Genomic DNA, 15,214 nt, shown 5'->3' with positions numbered 1-15,214 from the left:
CCATTTAAGTGTCAAGCGTTTAAGTGCTACCGCAGTTGGCAACCACCGCTGCGGCAACCAAATCCAAAGTTTCGGGAGAGTTAACATGGGCAAAATTATCGGTATCGACCTGGGGACCACCAACTCCTGTGTCTCCATTCTGGAAAACGGCAACGTCAAGGTCATCGAGAACGCCGAAGGCGCTCGTACCACCCCTTCGATCATTGCCTACGCCAATGACGGCGAGATCCTGGTCGGCCAGTCGGCCAAGCGTCAGGCGGTGACCAACCCGCACAACACCCTGTACGCGGTAAAGCGTCTGATCGGCCGTCGTTTTGACGAAGAAGTCGTTCAGAAAGACATTCAGATGGTCCCTTACAAGATCGTCAAGGCTGACAACAACGACGCCTGGGTGGAAGTGAACGGCCAGAAGATGGCTCCGCCTCAGATCTCGGCTGAAATTCTGAAAAAGATGAAGAAAACCGCCGAAGACTATCTCGGCGAGGCAGTGACCGAAGCGGTCATCACCGTACCTGCCTACTTCAACGACAGCCAGCGTCAGGCTACCAAGGACGCCGGTCGCATTGCCGGTCTGGACGTCAAGCGCATCATCAACGAACCGACCGCAGCCGCACTGGCCTACGGTATGGACAAGGCCAAGGGTGATCACACCGTGATCGTCTACGACCTGGGTGGCGGTACCTTCGACGTGTCGGTGATCGAGATCGCTGAAGTCGACGGCGAGCACCAGTTCGAAGTACTGGCTACCAACGGCGACACCTTCCTGGGTGGTGAAGACTTCGACATTCGTCTGATCGACTACCTCGTCGACGAATTCAAGAAAGAAAGCGGCATGAACCTCAAGGGTGACCCGCTGGCCATGCAGCGCCTGAAAGAAGCTGCCGAAAAAGCCAAGATCGAGCTGTCCTCGAGCCAGCAGACCGACGTGAACCTGCCGTACATCACTGCAGACGCCACCGGTCCTAAGCACCTGAACGTGAAGATTTCCCGCGCCAAGCTGGAATCGCTGGTCGAAGACCTGGTTCAGCGCACCATCGAGCCATGCCGCATCGCGCTGAAAGACGCCGGTATCGACGTGAGCAAGATCAACGACGTGATCCTGGTCGGCGGTCAGACCCGTATGCCACTGGTGCAGAAGCTGGTGACCGACTTCTTCGGCAAGGAAGCACGCAAGGACGTGAACCCTGACGAAGCTGTCGCCATGGGTGCTGCCATTCAGGGCGCCGTACTGGCTGGTGACGTGAAAGACGTGCTGCTGCTGGACGTCAGCCCGCTGACCCTGGGTATCGAAACCATGGGTGGCGTGATGACTGCGCTGATCGAGAAGAACACCACCATCCCGACCAAGAAGTCGCAGGTGTTCTCGACGGCCGACGACAACCAGGGCGCCGTGACCATTCACGTGCTGCAGGGCGAGCGCAAGCAAGCTGCGCAGAACAAGTCGCTGGGTAAATTCGACCTGGCCGAGATTCCGCCAGCACCACGTGGCGTACCGCAAATCGAAGTGACCTTCGATATCGACGCCAACGGCATCCTGCACGTAGGTGCCAAGGACAAGGCGACCGGCAAGCAGCAGTCGATCGTGATCAAGGCCAACTCGGGTCTGTCCGAGGAAGAAATTCAGCAGATGGTGCGTGACGCTGAAGTCAACGCCGAGGAAGACCGCAAGTTCGAAGAGCTGGCCGCTGCCCGCAACCAGGGTGACGCGCTGGTTCACTCGACCCGCAAGATGGTCGCCGACGCCGGTGACAAGGTAACCGCGGACGAGAAGGCTGCTATCGAAGCTGCCGTTGTCGCCCTGGAAGCCGCTGTCAAAGGCGACGACAAGGCTGCCATCGAAGCCAAGGTCGAAGAGCTGTCGAAGGTCTCCGCGCCAGTGGCTCAGAAGATGTACGCCGAGCAGGCCGAACAGCCTCAGGGCGGTGCTCAGCCAGAAGCTGAAGAGCCCAAGCACGACGACGTGGTCGACGCTGAGTTCGAAGAAGTAAAAGACAACAAGTAATAGCTACAGGTTGTCGCCCGGTTGACTGCTGTTCGGCAGTGACTGGTAGGATGTCGCCGCGCGGGGGCTTGCTCCCGCGTTGGCGTGTCTGGAATACCCGAATTTTTACAGCATTCGAGCGTGCTCGAATGCTGGCGGCACAGCGCGGTATGCGCCGAGGTATGCCGAACGTCCTCAAGAGTGCAAAGAATTATGGCAAAGCGTGACTATTACGAGGTTCTGGGAGTCGAGCGCGGCTCGAGCGAGGCCGACCTGAAGAAGGCCTATCGTCGCCTGGCGATGAAGCACCACCCAGACCGTAATCCTGATGACAAGGCCTCGGAAGAGCTGTTCAAGGAAGCCAACGAGGCTTACGAAGTGCTCTCCGATGCCAGCAAGCGTGCTGCGTATGATCAGTATGGTCATGCCGGTGTCGATCCGAGCATGGGTGGCGGCGGTGCCGGTTTCGGTGGCGCCAACTTCTCCGACATCTTCGGTGATGTGTTCAGCGACTTCTTCGGCGGTGGCCGGGGCGGTGGTCGCGGTGGCGCTCAGCGTGGCAGCGACCTGCGCTACACCCTCGAGCTGAACCTGGAGGAGGCCGTGCGCGGCACCACGGTCAACATCCGTGTGCCGACGCTGGTCAACTGTGCGCCGTGCGATGGCTCGGGTGCCAAGAAGGGCTCGTCGCCTTCGACCTGCCCGACCTGCGGCGGTATTGGCCAGGTGCGCATGCAGCAGGGCTTCTTCTCGGTGCAGCAGACCTGCCCGCGCTGTCACGGCCAGGGCAAGATCATCACCGATCCGTGCGATTCGTGCCATGGCGAAGGCCGTGTCGAAGAGTACAAGACCCTCTCGGTCAAGGTGCCGGCCGGCGTCGATACCGGTGACCGCATTCGCCTGTCGGGCGAAGGCGAGGCAGGTTCCCAGGGTGGCCCGACCGGCGACCTGTACGTGGTGATCAATGTGCGCGAGCACCCGATCTTCCAGCGCGACGGCAAGCACCTGTACTGCGAAGTGCCGATCAGCTACACCGATGCGGCGCTGGGTGGCGAGCTGGAAGTGCCGACCCTCGATGGCCGGGTCAAGCTGAAGATCCCCGAGGGGACCCAGACCGGCAAGCAGTTCCGTCTGCGCGGCAAGGGCGTTGCGCCGGTGCGTGGCGGTGGTGCGGGCGACCTGATGTGCCGGGTGGCGGTAGAAACGCCGGTCAACCTGAGTCGTCGTCAGCGTGAGCTGCTCGAAGAGTTGCGTGTTTCGCTGGATGGCGACAGCTGCCATTCTCCCAAGGCCAATGGCTGGTTCGAAGGCGTGAAGCGCTTCTTCGGCGATCTGTAAGAAGGAACAGGGCATGCGACGTATAGCGGTAATGGGCGCGGCAGGGCGGATGGGCAAGACCCTGATCGAGGCAGTGCAGCAGACGCCGGGGGCGGGCCTGACCGCCGCCGTGGATCGTCCGGACAGCACGCTGGTCGGGGCTGACGCCGGCGAGCTGGCGGCGCTGGGGCGTATTGGTGTGCCGCTGTCGGGTGATCTGGATCGGGTGGTCGACGAGTTCGATGTGCTGATCGACTTCACCCATCCTTCGGTGACCTTGAAGAACCTGGCGTTCTGCCGCAAGGCGGGCAAGGCGATGGTCATCGGCACCACCGGTTTCAGTGTTGAAGAGAAGCAACTGCTGGCCGAGGCGGGCAAGGACATCCCTATCGTGTTTGCCGCCAACTTCAGCGTTGGCGTCAACCTCAGCCTGAAGCTGCTGGACATGGCGGCGCGTGTGCTGGGCGACGATGTGGACATCGAGATCATCGAGGCCCATCACCGTCACAAGGTGGATGCGCCGTCGGGTACCGCGCTGCGCATGGGCGAGGTGGTGGCCAATGCACTTGGCCGTGACCTGCAGGAAGTGGCCGTGTATGGCCGGGAAGGCCAGACCGGTGCGCGGGACCGCAAGACCATCGGCTTTGCCACCGTGCGTGCCGGTGACGTGGTGGGTGACCACACCGTGCTGTTCGCCGCTGACGGCGAGCGCCTGGAGATCACCCACAAGGCCTCCAGCCGCATGACCTTCGCCAAGGGTGCGGTACGTGCCGCGCTGTGGCTGGATGGGCGTGCGCCGGGCCTGTACGACATGCAGGACGTGCTCGACCTGCGTTGATCGCTGCACCAGGGGCTGCCATGCGGCCCCTTCGCCGGCCTCCCTGGCCGAGCGTTTGAAACAAGCGACTTTCTGTCGCATTCCCATGCCTTTCAGGCACATCAGTGGTAGACCGAAAAAGCCTTTTTCTGTAAGCTACAGCTTTAGTGTGTCCACTAAAAGCGCGCAGATAATTCGACGAAGAAAGCGGGGTGACGTGTCTATACGTCATTCCGCTTTTTTGCAACCTGCGATCGCCCCTTCAGGCTTTATTTTTGGGAGGTCTTCTTGACTAAGCCAGCCATACTCGCCCTTGCCGATGGCAGCATTTTTCGCGGTGAGGCCATTGGAGCCGACGGTCAGACCGTTGGTGAGGTGGTGTTCAACACCGCAATGACCGGCTATCAGGAAATCCTGACTGACCCTTCTTACTCGCAGCAGATCGTTACCCTGACCTACCCGCACATCGGCAACACCGGCACCACGCCGGAAGACGCCGAGTCCGATCGGGTCTGGTCGGCCGGCCTGGTCATCCGTGACCTGCCGCTGATCGCCAGCAACTGGCGCAACACGATGTCGCTGTCCGATTACCTCAAGGCCAACAATGTGGTGGCCATTGCCGGTATCGACACCCGTCGCCTGACCCGCATCCTGCGTGAGAAGGGCGCGCAGAACGGCTGCATCCTGGCTGGCGACAACATTTCTGAAGAGGCGGCCATCGCAGCCGCGCGCGGCTTCCCAGGCCTGAAGGGCATGGACCTGGCCAAGGTCGTCAGCACCAAGAGCCGCTACGAGTGGCGCTCCAGCGTGTGGAACCTGAAGACCGACAGCCACCCGACCATCGACGCCGCCGAGCTGCCGTACCACGTCGTGGCCTACGACTATGGCGTCAAGCTGAACATCCTGCGCATGCTGGTAGAGCGCGGCTGCCGCGTCACCGTGGTGCCGGCGCAAACCCCGGCCAGCGAAGTGCTCGCGCTCAACCCCGATGGCGTGTTCCTGTCCAACGGCCCGGGCGACCCCGAGCCTTGCGACTACGCGATCCAGGCGATCCGCGAAATCCTCGAAACCGAAGTGCCGGTGTTCGGTATCTGCCTGGGCCACCAGCTGCTGGCCCTGGCCTCCGGTGCCAAGACCGTCAAGATGGGTCATGGTCACCACGGTGCCAACCACCCGGTCCAGGACCTGGACACCGGCGTGGTGATGATCACCAGCCAGAACCACGGTTTCGCGGTAGATGAAGCGACCCTGCCAGGCAACGTGCGCGCCATCCACAAGTCGCTGTTCGACGGTACCCTGCAGGGCATCGAGCGCACCGACAAGAGCGCCTTCAGCTTCCAGGGGCACCCTGAGGCGAGCCCGGGCCCGACCGACGTCGCGCCACTGTTTGATCGTTTCATCGATGCCATGGCCAAGCGCCGCTGAGCACCCCCGGAGGCAGCCCTGAACCGGCACAGGCCGCGTTCAGGCGCTCCTCGAGTGGATTGTTCGACACAGCTTGCCCACTGACCCGCGGATTTGAGTGACAACCCATGCCAAAACGTACAGACATCAAAAGCATCCTGATTCTCGGCGCCGGCCCGATCGTGATCGGCCAGGCCTGCGAATTCGACTACTCCGGCGCCCAGGCCTGCAAGGCCCTGCGCGAGGAGGGTTTTCGCGTCATCCTGGTGAACTCCAACCCGGCCACCATCATGACCGACCCGGCCATGGCCGACGCCACCTACATCGAGCCGATCAAGTGGCAGTCGGTGGCCAAGATCATCGAGAAGGAGCGCCCTGACGCGCTGCTGCCGACCATGGGCGGCCAGACCGCGCTGAACTGCGCGCTGGACCTGGAGCGCGAAGGCGTCCTGGAAAAATTCGGCGTGGAAATGATCGGTGCCAACGCCGACACCATCGACAAGGCCGAAGACCGCTCGCGTTTCGACAAGGCCATGAAGGCCATCGGCCTGGAATGCCCGCGCTCGGGTATCGCCCACAGCATGGAAGAGGCCAATGCGGTGCTCGAGAAGCTGGGCTTCCCGTGCATCATCCGTCCGTCCTTCACCATGGGCGGCACCGGTGGCGGCATCGCCTACAACCGTGAAGAATTCGAAGAAATCTGCGCCCGTGGTCTGGACCTGTCGCCAACCAAGGAACTGCTGATCGACGAATCGCTGATCGGCTGGAAAGAGTACGAGATGGAAGTGGTCCGCGACAAAAAGGACAACTGCATCATCGTCTGCTCCATCGAGAACTTCGACCCGATGGGCGTGCACACCGGTGACTCGATCACCGTCGCACCGGCGCAGACCCTGACCGACAAGGAATACCAGATCATGCGCAACGCCTCGCTGGCGGTGCTGCGTGAAATCGGTGTCGAAACCGGCGGCTCCAACGTGCAGTTCGGTATCTGCCCGGACACTGGCCGCATGGTCGTGATCGAGATGAACCCGCGGGTTTCGCGTTCCTCGGCCCTGGCCTCGAAAGCCACCGGCTTCCCGATCGCCAAGATCGCCGCCAAGCTGGCTGTTGGCTACACCCTCGATGAACTGCAGAACGACATCACCGGTGGTCGCACGCCGGCCTCGTTCGAACCGTCGATCGACTACGTCGTCACCAAGCTGCCGCGCTTTGCCTTCGAAAAATTCCCGAAAGCCGATGCCCGCCTGACCACCCAGATGAAATCCGTGGGTGAAGTCATGGCCATCGGCCGCACCTTCCAGGAGTCGCTGCAGAAAGCCCTGCGCGGCCTGGAAGTCGGTGTATGCGGGCTGGACCCGAAAGTGGACCTGGCCAGCCCGGAAGCTGCCAGCATCCTCAAGCGCGAGCTGACCGTGCCGGGCGCCGAGCGTATCTGGTACGTGGCCGACGCCATGCGTTCGGGCATGAGCGTGGATGAAATCTTCGCCCTGACCATGATCGACCGCTGGTTCCTGGTGCAGATGGAAGACCTGATCAAGGAAGAAGAGAAGGTCAAGACCCTGGGCCTGGCCGATATCGACAAGGCACTGATGCTGCGCCTTAAGCGCAAGGGCTTCTCTGACCAGCGCCTGGCCAAGCTGCTGGGCATCACCGACAAGAACCTGCGTCGTCACCGCCACAAGCTCGAGATCTTCCCGGTCTACAAGCGCGTCGATACCTGCGCTGCCGAGTTCGCCACCGACACCGCCTATCTGTACTCCACCTACGAGGAAGAGTGCGAGGCCAACCCGTCGACCCGCGACAAGATCATGATCCTGGGTGGCGGCCCCAACCGTATCGGCCAGGGCATCGAGTTCGACTACTGCTGCGTCCATGCGGCACTGGCACTGCGTGAAGACGGCTACGAGACCATCATGGTCAACTGCAACCCGGAGACCGTCTCCACCGATTACGATACCTCCGACCGCCTGTACTTCGAGCCGCTGACCCTGGAAGACGTGCTGGAAGTGGTGCGTGTCGAGAAGCCGAAAGGCGTCATCGTGCACTACGGCGGCCAGACTCCGCTGAAACTGGCCCGTGCCCTGGAAGAAGCCGGCGTACCGATCATCGGTACCAGCCCGGACTCCATCGACCGTGCCGAAGACCGTGAGCGCTTCCAGCAGATGGTTCAGCGCCTGAACCTGCTGCAGCCGCCAAACGCCACCGTGCGCAGCGAAGACGAAGCGATTCGTGCTGCCGGCGTCATCGGTTACCCGCTGGTGGTGCGCCCGTCCTACGTACTGGGCGGCCGTGCGATGGAGATTGTCTACGAACTGGACGAACTCAAGCGCTACCTGCGTGAAGCGGTGCAGGTGTCCAACGACAGCCCTGTGCTGCTGGACCACTTCCTCAACTGCGCCATCGAGATGGACGTGGATGCGGTCTGCGACGGCACCGACGTGGTGATCGGCGCGATCATGCAGCACATCGAGCAGGCCGGTGTTCACTCCGGTGACTCGGCATGCTCGCTGCCGCCGTACTCGCTGCCTGCCCACGTGCAGGACGAAGTGCGCGACCAGGTCAAGAAGATGGCACTGGAGCTGGGCGTTGTCGGCCTGATGAACGTGCAGCTGGCGCTGCAGGGCGACAAGATCTACGTGATCGAGGTCAACCCGCGTGCTTCGCGTACCGTACCGTTCGTGTCCAAGTGCATCGGCACCTCGCTGGCGATGATTGCGGCTCGCGTCATGGCCGGCAAGACCCTGAAAGAGATCGGTTTCACCCAGGAAATCATTCCGAACTTCTACAGCGTGAAGGAAGCGGTGTTCCCGTTCGCGAAGTTCCCGGGCGTCGATCCGATCCTCGGCCCTGAAATGAAGTCCACCGGTGAAGTCATGGGTGTCGGTGACACCTTCGGCGAAGCCTTCGCCAAGGCCCAGATGGGCGCCAGCGAAGTGCTGCCGACCGGCGGCACCGCGTTCATCAGCGTGCGTGACGACGACAAGCCGCAGGTGGCTGGCGTTGCCCGCGACCTGATCAACCTGGGCTTCGAAGTGGTTGCCACGGCCGGTACCGCCAAGATCATCGAGGCGGCAGGCCTGAAAGTGCGTCGCGTGAACAAGGTGACCGAAGGTCGTCCGCACGTGGTCGACATGATCAAGAACGACGAAGTGTCGCTGATCATCAACACCACCGAAGGTCGCCAGTCGATTGCCGACTCCTACTCGATTCGTCGCAATGCGTTGCAGCACAAGATCTACTGCACCACGACTATTGCGGCCGGTGAAGCCATCTGCGAAGCGCTGAAGTTCGGTCCGGAAAAAACCGTACGTCGCTTGCAGGATCTGCATGCAGGACTCAAAGCATGAGTATTACCAAATACCCGATGACCGTTCAGGGCGCTCGCGCCCTGGAGGAAGAGCATCTCTTTTTGAGCAAGACCGAGCGCCCGCGCCTGAGCCAGGCGATTGGCGAAGCCCGCGAGCTGGGCGACCTCAAGGAAAACGCCGAGTACCACGCTGCCCGTGAAGAACAGGGCATGGTCGAGGCGCGTATCCGCGATATCGAAGGCCGCCTGCAGAATGCGGTAGTGATCGACGTTACCACCATTGCCCACACGGGCAAGGTGATCTTCGGTACCACCGTGAACCTTGAAAACACCGAAACCGGCGATCAGGTGACCTACCAGATCGTTGGTGAGGACGAAGCGGACGTCAAGAACGGCAAGCTCTCGGTCGGTGCTCCGATCGCCCGCGCCATCATCGGCAAGGAAGAGGGTGACACTGTGGTGATCAAGACGCCGAGCGGCACAGTCGAGTACGAGATTGTCGAAGTCCGTCACATTTGATCGCCCGCGCGGCTTTGCCGCGTCGGCAGTGATCTGGCAGCTGGCCCAGGTGCTCTGGGTCGGCGGCGTGTGGATGCTGCATTTTGCGGTACTGCCGGTGCTGGGCCAGATTGGCCTGGCGCCGCTGTTGATCGAAGATTTTGGCGTGCTGGCCGCGTCGCTGCTGGTCGCCTTTGCGGCGGTGGGCTGCGGCGTGCAGGTGCTGGTGCTGATTCAGGCCGAAGGGATGGCCAGCCTGTGGCGAGACATGCGTGGGCAACTGCTGCTGATGGCAGTGGCGGCGTGCGTGATGTATTTCGTCTTGCGGGTTGGCGGGGCGGGGCAGTTGCGTTGGCAGCTGTTCTGCTACCTGGTGCTGGGCCTCAGCGGTTTGCTGCTGGTGCTGCAGCCGCCGCCGGGCAGGGCGCGCAAGGCGCGCCACTGAACGGCGCGAACATCACTTGTAGCGGTGGATGTTCGACAGTTGCTTGTTGGGCTGCGGGTTGCGGCGATAGATCAGTGCCTTCTTGCCGATGGTCTGCACCAGTTCGGCGCGGCCGGCCTTGCACAGTGCGGCAATGGCGGCGGCACGTTCTTCGCGGTCTTCCGAGCGGATCTCTACCTTGATCAGTTCGTGATCGGCCAGGGCGCGCTCGAGTTCGGCGATAACCCCTTCAGTCAGGCCGTTGCCTGCCACAATCAGAACTGGTTTCAGGTCGTGGCCAATGGATTTGTACTGTTTCTTCTGCTCGTTATTGAGCGGCATAATCTGACCCTTTGTCTAGATTCTGTAAAAATGGCGGCCATTTTACCCGAGGGCCCGTGGATCCGCCCAGTTAATCACGACCCTTATCATCGAGGTGCCCAGTGGCGCGTTCCAAGACAAGCCTTGGCTGGCTGAAAGAACACTTCAACGATCCTTACGTCAAAAAGGCGCAAAAGGACGGATATCGCTCGCGCGCGAGCTACAAATTGCTCGAAATCCAGGAAAAGTACCGTTTGATCCGCCCGGGCATGAGCGTGATCGATCTGGGCGCGGCGCCCGGTGGCTGGTCGCAGGTGACCAGTCGTCTGATTGGCGGTCAGGGGCGTCTGATCGCCTCCGACATCCTTGAAATGGACAGTATTCCCGACGTTACCTTCATCCAGGGCGACTTTACCCAGGATGAAGTGCTCGCGCAGATTCTCGAGGCGGTCGGTAATTCGCACGTAGACCTTGTGATTTCCGATATGGCCCCCAATATGAGTGGTACGCCCGCTGTGGATATGCCCAAGGCCATGTTCCTGTGCGAGCTGGCCCTTGATCTGGCGACCCGGGTACTCAAGCCGGGTGGCGATTTTCTGATCAAGATCTTTCAGGGCGAGGGGTTTGACGTCTACCTCAAGGACGCCCGCAAGAAATTCGACAAGGTGCAGATGCTCAAGCCCGATTCTTCACGCGATCGCTCCCGCGAGCAGTACATGCTGGGGCGTGGCTACAAGGGCGAGTAGGGCTTCAGGCCGGCAGCTTCCAGGGTATCCGATAGCTATTTCCAATCGGATGTCCTGCCTGACCTGGATGAACATCGTGTAGTCTAGGTTTCACAAAGGGTTACAGACGGCGCCTGCAGACATGTAGGTAATGTAGTAAGTTAAGCCGGTGATTATCATGCGAGGCACGGCTGCGCCTAAGGCCTGCCTCAGAGGGTAGCTAATTGAACGACATGGCAAAGAATCTGATCCTGTGGTTGATCATCGCCGCGGTCCTGGTGACCGTGATGAACAACTTCTCCAGCCCGAACGAGCCGCAGACCCTCAACTATTCCGACTTCATTCAGCAGGTCAAGGATGGCAAGGTCGAGCGTGTGACGGTCGACGGTGCAGTCATCATTGGTAAGCGTACCGACGGCGACAGCTTCAAGACCGTGCGTCCCGCGATCGCCGACAACGGCCTGATCGGCGACTTGGTCGACAACCACGTCGTGGTCGAAGGCAAGCAGCCTGAACAACAAAGCATCTGGACCCAGTTGCTGGTCGCCAGCTTCCCGATCCTGGTCATCATCGCCGTGTTCATGTTCTTCATGCGCCAGATGCAGGGCGGTGCCGGTGGCAAGGGTGGGCCGATGAGTTTCGGCAAGAGCAAGGCGCGTCTGCTCTCCGAAGACCAGGTCAAGACCACCCTGGCCGACGTCGCAGGTTGCGATGAAGCCAAGGAAGAGGTTGGCGAGCTGGTCGAGTTCCTGCGTGATCCAGGCAAGTTCCAGCGCCTGGGCGGTCGTATTCCGCGCGGCGTGCTGATGGTCGGCCCGCCCGGTACCGGTAAGACCCTGCTGGCCAAGGCCATTGCGGGTGAGGCCAAGGTGCCGTTCTTCACCATTTCCGGTTCCGACTTCGTTGAAATGTTCGTGGGTGTCGGTGCCAGCCGTGTACGTGACATGTTCGAGCAGGCCAAGAAGCACGCACCGTGCATCATCTTCATCGACGAAATCGACGCCGTCGGTCGCCACCGTGGCGCCGGCATGGGCGGTGGTCATGACGAGCGCGAGCAGACCCTCAACCAGTTGCTGGTGGAGATGGACGGCTTCGAAATGAACGACGGCATCATCGTGATCGCCGCTACCAACCGTCCGGACGTGCTTGACCCTGCGTTGCTGCGTCCAGGCCGTTTCGACCGCCAAGTGGTCGTTGGCCTGCCCGACATCCGTGGTCGCGAGCAGATTCTCAAGGTGCACATGCGCAAGACGCCGATCGGCGACAACGTGAACCCTGCTGTGATCGCCCGTGGTACGCCCGGCTTCTCCGGTGCCGACCTGGCCAACCTGGTCAACGAGGCGTCGCTGTTCGCTGCGCGCGGCGGCAAGCGTGTGGTCGAGATGAAGGAGTTCGAGCTGGCCAAGGACAAGATCATGATGGGCGCCGAGCGCAAGTCGATGGTCATGTCCGAGAAAGAGAAGCAGAACACCGCTTACCACGAGGCGGGTCATGCCATCGTCGGTCGCGTGGTGCCCGAGCACGACCCGGTGTACAAGGTCTCGATCATTCCGCGCGGTCGCGCCCTGGGCGTCACGATGTTCCTGCCGGAAGAGGACCGCTACAGCCTGTCCAAGCGTGCGCTGATCAGTCAGATCTGCTCGTTGTACGGTGGTCGTATCGCCGAGGAAATGACCCTTGGCTTCGATGGCGTTACCACGGGTGCCTCCAACGACATCATGCGAGCCAGCCAGATCGCTCGCAACATGGTCACCAAGTGGGGCTTGTCGGAAAAACTCGGCCCGCTGATGTACGCCGAAGAAGAAGGCGAAGTGTTCCTGGGCCGCAGTGCCGGTTCCCAGCACGCCAGCGTTTCGGGCGAGACGGCCAAGTTGATCGACTCCGAGGTGCGCAGCATCATCGACCAGTGCTATGCCACTGCCAAGCAGATCCTCACCGAAAACCGTGACAAGCTCGATGCCATGGCCGATGCGCTGATGAAGTACGAGACCATCGATGCCGACCAGATCGACGACATCATGGCCGGTCGCGAGCCGCGTGAGCCCCGTGACTGGGAAGGTGGTTCGGGCACTTCGGGCACCTCTGCAACGCAAGGTGATCGCCCCGAGTCCCCGATCGGTGGTCCGGCGGCGCAGCTCTAAGGGTTGACATGACTTCACAGCAGTACCCAACCCGGTTGCCTTGCGGCAACCGGGTTCTCGACCTTTCCCGTACCCATGTGATGGGTATCCTCAACATAACCCCTGATTCCTTCTCGGACGGCGGTCGCTTCACCCAGCGTGATGCGGCCTTGCGCCATGCCGAAGCGATGGTGGCGGCCGGTGCTACGCTTGTCGATGTCGGTGGGGAGTCCACCCGGCCAGGTGCACGCGTGGTCACTGCTCTCGAAGAGCTCGAGCGGGTTGCACCCATTGTCGAAGCGATCAGTCGCGAGCTGGATGTCATCATCTCGGTCGATACCTCGACGCCGGCGGTGATCCGCGAGACTGCCCGCCTGGGCGCGGGGCTGATCAACGATGTGCGCTCGCTGACCCGCGATGGCGCCCTGGATGCCGCTGCAGCCACCGGTTTGCCGGTCTGCTTTATGCACATGCGCGGCGAGCCCGGCGACATGCAGAACAACCCGCACTACGACGATGTGACCGTCGAGGTGGCGATGTTTCTCGAGCAGCGCATGGCAGCCTGTGCTTCGGTGGGTATCGGCGCCGAAAAGATTGTGCTCGATCCGGGCTTTGGTTTTGCCAAGACGCTTGCGCACAACCTCAGCCTGTTCAAGCATATGCAGGACCTTTATCGCCTGGGCCGTCCCCTCCTGGTGGGCGTTTCGCGCAAGAGCATGATCGGCCTGGCGCTGGAGCGTCCGGTCGGTGAGCGGCTTTATGGCAGCCTGGCGCTTGCTGCGCTGGCGATGACCCGGGGTGCGAGCATCCTGCGGGTTCACGATGTTGCCGAGACCGTCGACGTGGTACGGATGATTGCAGCGGTTGAAGCCGCCGAATAAGAGTGACGGAGCATTTCACTATGAGCAGAAAATATTTTGGTACCGACGGCATTCGTGGCCGTGTCGGCGAATACCCGATCACGCCGGATTTCATGCTCAAGCTCGGTTGGGCCGCAGGCATGGCCTTTCGCAAGCTCGGCGCCTGCCGGGTGCTCGTAGGCAAGGACACGCGTATCTCCGGCTACATGTTCGAGTCGGCCCTTGAGGCCGGTCTGTCTGCGGCGGGCGCAGATGTGCTGCTGCTCGGCCCGATGCCGACGCCGGCCATCGCCTACCTGACCCGCACCTTTCATGCCGAAGCCGGGATCGTCATCAGTGCGTCGCACAATCCGCATGACGACAACGGCATCAAGTTCTTCTCCGGTCAGGGCACCAAGCTGCCCGACGATGTGGAGCAGATGATCGAGGAGTTGCTCGACAAGCCCATGACCGTGGTCGAGTCGAGCAAGCTGGGCAAGGTGTCGCGCATCAACGACGCGGCCGGCCGCTACATCGAGTTCTGCAAGAGCAGCGTGCCGACCAGTACCGATTTCGCCGGCCTCAAGCTGGTGGTCGACTGCGCCCACGGCGCCACGTACAAGGTGGCCCCCAGCGTGTTTCGCGAGCTCGGCGCCGATGTCACGGTGCTGGCAGCGCAGCCGGATGGCCTCAACATCAACGAGAACTGCGGTTCGACCCATATCGAGTCGCTTCAGGCGGCGGTCCTGGTAGGGCATGCCGACCTGGGGATCGCGTTCGACGGTGACGGTGACCGGGTGCTGATGGTCGACCATACCGGCGCGATCGTCGATGGTGACGAATTGCTGTTCATCATTGCCCGTGACCTCCAGGAGCGTGGCAAGCTCAATGGTGGCGTTGTGGGTACGCTGATGAGCAACCTGGGCCTCGAACTGGCCTTGCAGGAGCTCTCGATACCGTTTGTGCGTGCCAAGGTGGGTGACCGCTATGTGATGGCCGAACTGCTGGAGCGCGACTGGAACATCGGCGGCGAGAATTCCGGGCACGTGGTGTGCTTCAGTCATACCACCACAGGAGATGCGATCATCGCTGCCCTGCAGGTGCTGATGGCGCTCAAGCGTCGCGGTGAAACCCTGGCTCAGGCCCGTCAGGCGCTGCGCAAATGCCCGCAGGTGCTGATCAATGTTCGCTTTGGCGAGAGCAAGGTGGACCCTGTCGAGCACCCGGCGGTCAAACAGGCCTGCGAGCGGGTCACCGAGGCCATGGCGGGTCGTGGTCGCGTGCTGCTGCGCAAGTCCGGCACAGAGCCACTGGTGCGTGTGATGGTCGAAGGTGACGACGAAAGTCAGGTGCGCGGCTACGCCGAGGAACTGGCAAAGCTGGTAACTGAAGTTTGCGCCTGATTAGCGCTTGCCAGTGGTGATCGGGTTGGGTAACATCTGCGCCCACTTTGACCGA

The 15,214-nt window shown here is 61.6% G+C and carries 12 protein-coding genes; 11 read left to right on the top strand and 1 reads right to left on the bottom strand.

Going from position 1 to position 15,214, the window contains the following annotated elements:
• The first annotated feature begins 85 nt into the window (after window positions 1–85).
• The 7 genes from dnaK to DN387_RS15505 all read left to right on the top strand — a co-directional run bounded on the left by dnaK (window position 86) and on the right by DN387_RS15505 (window position 9,772).
• Window positions 86–2,002: a molecular chaperone DnaK gene (dnaK, locus tag DN387_RS15535; protein WP_043863832.1), complete on the top strand. Its 1,917-nt coding sequence runs from the start codon at window positions 86–88 to the stop codon at window positions 2,000–2,002.
• 192 nt (window positions 2,003–2,194) lie between these two features.
• Window positions 2,195–3,319: a molecular chaperone DnaJ gene (gene dnaJ / locus DN387_RS15530; protein ID WP_043863831.1), complete on the top strand. Its 1,125-nt coding sequence runs from the start codon at window positions 2,195–2,197 to the stop codon at window positions 3,317–3,319.
• Window positions 3,320–3,332: 13 nt separating this feature from the next.
• On the top strand, window positions 3,333–4,136 hold the full coding sequence (gene dapB / locus DN387_RS15525) for a 4-hydroxy-tetrahydrodipicolinate reductase (RefSeq protein ID WP_043863830.1): 804 nt from the start codon (window positions 3,333–3,335) through the stop codon (window positions 4,134–4,136).
• Between the two features lie 267 nt (window positions 4,137–4,403).
• The gene (gene carA, locus DN387_RS15520; RefSeq protein ID WP_043863829.1) at window positions 4,404–5,540 is read left to right on the top strand and encodes a glutamine-hydrolyzing carbamoyl-phosphate synthase small subunit; all 1,137 of its coding nucleotides are present in this window, start codon (window positions 4,404–4,406) and stop codon (window positions 5,538–5,540) included.
• A gap of 107 nt (window positions 5,541–5,647) precedes the next feature.
• Complete coding sequence (gene carB, locus DN387_RS15515) at window positions 5,648–8,869, top strand: carbamoyl-phosphate synthase large subunit (protein ID WP_043863828.1); 3,222 nt, start codon at window positions 5,648–5,650, stop codon at window positions 8,867–8,869.
• The gene (gene greA / locus DN387_RS15510; protein ID WP_078481340.1) at window positions 8,866–9,348 is read left to right on the top strand and encodes a transcription elongation factor GreA; all 483 of its coding nucleotides are present in this window, start codon (window positions 8,866–8,868) and stop codon (window positions 9,346–9,348) included. The genes carB and greA overlap by 4 nt, the downstream gene beginning before the upstream one ends.
• Window positions 9,349–9,376: 28 nt before the next feature.
• A complete protein-coding gene (locus DN387_RS15505; RefSeq protein WP_043863827.1) occupies window positions 9,377–9,772 on the top strand; it encodes a hypothetical protein in 396 nt (131 codons plus the stop codon).
• Between the two features lie 12 nt (window positions 9,773–9,784).
• Here the strand turns inward: DN387_RS15505 and yhbY are convergent, their stop codons facing one another.
• Entirely contained in the window at window positions 9,785–10,093 is a 309-nt protein-coding gene (gene yhbY, locus DN387_RS15500) for a ribosome assembly RNA-binding protein YhbY (RefSeq protein ID WP_038606752.1), read from the bottom strand.
• 101 nt (window positions 10,094–10,194) lie between these two features.
• On the opposite strand from yhbY, the gene rlmE reads away from it, so the two are divergent.
• From rlmE to glmM, 4 genes are all read left to right on the top strand, one after another.
• Window positions 10,195–10,818: a 23S rRNA (uridine(2552)-2'-O)-methyltransferase RlmE gene (gene rlmE / locus DN387_RS15495; RefSeq protein ID WP_043863826.1), complete on the top strand. Its 624-nt coding sequence runs from the start codon at window positions 10,195–10,197 to the stop codon at window positions 10,816–10,818.
• 212 nt (window positions 10,819–11,030) lie between these two features.
• A complete protein-coding gene (gene ftsH / locus DN387_RS15490; RefSeq protein WP_043863825.1) occupies window positions 11,031–12,938 on the top strand; it encodes an ATP-dependent zinc metalloprotease FtsH in 1,908 nt (635 codons plus the stop codon).
• 8 nt (window positions 12,939–12,946) lie between these two features.
• Window positions 12,947–13,798 (top strand): dihydropteroate synthase, encoded by an 852-nt coding sequence (folP, locus tag DN387_RS15485; RefSeq protein WP_254506110.1) that lies wholly within the window; start codon window positions 12,947–12,949, stop codon window positions 13,796–13,798.
• A gap of 20 nt (window positions 13,799–13,818) precedes the next feature.
• Window positions 13,819–15,159 (top strand): phosphoglucosamine mutase, encoded by a 1,341-nt coding sequence (gene glmM / locus DN387_RS15480; RefSeq protein WP_054916542.1) that lies wholly within the window; start codon window positions 13,819–13,821, stop codon window positions 15,157–15,159.
• The last annotated feature ends 55 nt before the right edge of the window (window positions 15,160–15,214 follow it).

This window comes from Pseudomonas sp. FBF18 (genome assembly GCF_024261405.1).
Lineage (GTDB): Bacteria > Pseudomonadota > Gammaproteobacteria > Pseudomonadales > Pseudomonadaceae > Aquipseudomonas > Aquipseudomonas palmensis.
Note: the sequence above shows the minus strand (reverse complement) of the source record. Positions and strands in the feature narration are given on the sequence as shown.